This is a genomic window from Kluyvera sp. 1366 (assembly GCF_054823405.1).
This window is the reverse complement of record NZ_JBTRDW010000029.1, coordinates 1-1,613: the sequence shown is the minus strand read 5'-3', so window position 1 is coordinate 1,613 and position 1,613 is coordinate 1. Positions and strand designations below refer to the sequence as shown.

Genomic DNA, 1,613 nt, shown 5'->3' with positions numbered 1-1,613 from the left:
ATTAAGTGGTGGCAGTGGCAGGGGGGTGAAACGAAAGCAAAGTGTTGAGCCTGGGCCGTCAGCGGCTAAATCAAGCCGGGGTTCAGAGGCCGATAAATTTAATGTGAAAGGGAGTAATGTTTCAAAAAAAAGAACCGCGATAGAAGAATTCAGAAACGAGGCAAAAGAAAAAATAGACTTAAATAAAAAAGCTGACGCAGAAATACCGATTTTAGATCCCGGTGATAACAATGTTAGAACACTGTTTAACAAAATATATGAGGAAAATAACGGCATCGTATTTGGTGAGGAACATATCAATATGTCTGCTATGAAATTTATGCATGACAATGTTGATAACCTTTACGAATCGGGTGTAAGAACGCTATATGTCGAAATACCAAGAGATCACCCTTACCCTGGAAATAAAAAGATGACATATCAAGAATACTATGATGAACAATTTAATAAACACACTCGAAATGAAAAAATAGCCCCTGTTAATAGCTTCACGCAGGAAGGGGTTCTTAATAAATTCATAGAGAAAGGAATTAAAATTGAATGTATAGATGGTTCTGTCGCCAGAACCAGTCAAATCGGAGCCGGCAGTAAGACAATGGATGACCTGTATATTAATCTTCAAACTGAAGAGGGGAGGAAAGACAGGTTGATATACATGAATTACTTTGCGGTAAATGTAATGGATCATACCAAGAATGATGGGAAATGGTGTGCGTGGGTGGGACTTAAGCACATGAGCGAGAGTCACGGCGTGCCCGGACTGACCAAATTAAATCCATCAGTCGGCATCGAACTCCCTTCGTTTAATGGAGACGGAGACCCGACGATTATACCTAACCCTACTCGATTAGACGCTTCGACAGGCGCCGGTCATTTTAAAATTAGCCACTATCACTAAATAAGTACAAATGTCATTACAGTTTTTTATGGATAAGAAGTGGCTTGTATGGTTTTCATACAATTACCTACATGACGGTTTTTAACACTCTTGTCTGCACAATGAAATCATGCGGTTTTTTATATGAAAAATAAAAGACCGTATTTTCAGTTTGTTGTTTGAATTTTTAATTAGGATGAGCCATTATGAAAATGGCCGCCTTCTTTCCACCGCGAACTCCCGATAATAATCGCCACATTATAGTGATCTAATAGGGGGTAGTTTGTATATGGAGAATTATTGTACAGTAAGCCTTTTTTTGAACAGACTTATCTATGGAAACAGAGGAGCTCCAGCGATATATGACTTTTCAGGGTGGTTAGCTTATTCGGAGAAGAGGTTTGAGGGCCAATCTAAAAAATACACACTAACGTGATAGTTACTTTTTTTAATTTAACGTTCTTTATTCTTTTTTTAAAAAGATAATACGGCAGCGTGTACTTATTATACCGCCAGCATATTGATATACCCGCTGTCTCACTGAAGACAAACGGGCAATATTCAGTCGATGGTCTCTTTCATCCAGACGCCCTTAAACCCTGAGGGATCCCCAGGAATATTGTTAATACACATACACGATATGATCCTACCCGCGAATAGTGGACACACGACTAAGTGAGTAAACTCTCAACCAGAGGTGACTCATGACAAAACCAGCATCAACCAATAAGAAGCC

Annotated in this window: 1 protein-coding gene; it reads left to right on the top strand. The window is 39.2% G+C overall.

All coding sequences use genetic code 11. The features are described from left to right. Window positions 1-898 (top strand): TraB/GumN family protein (locus ACVLVH_RS24140; RefSeq protein ID WP_498950469.1); only part of this gene is annotated, 898 nt, incomplete at its 5' end. Window positions 899-1,613: the final 715 nt, after the last annotated feature.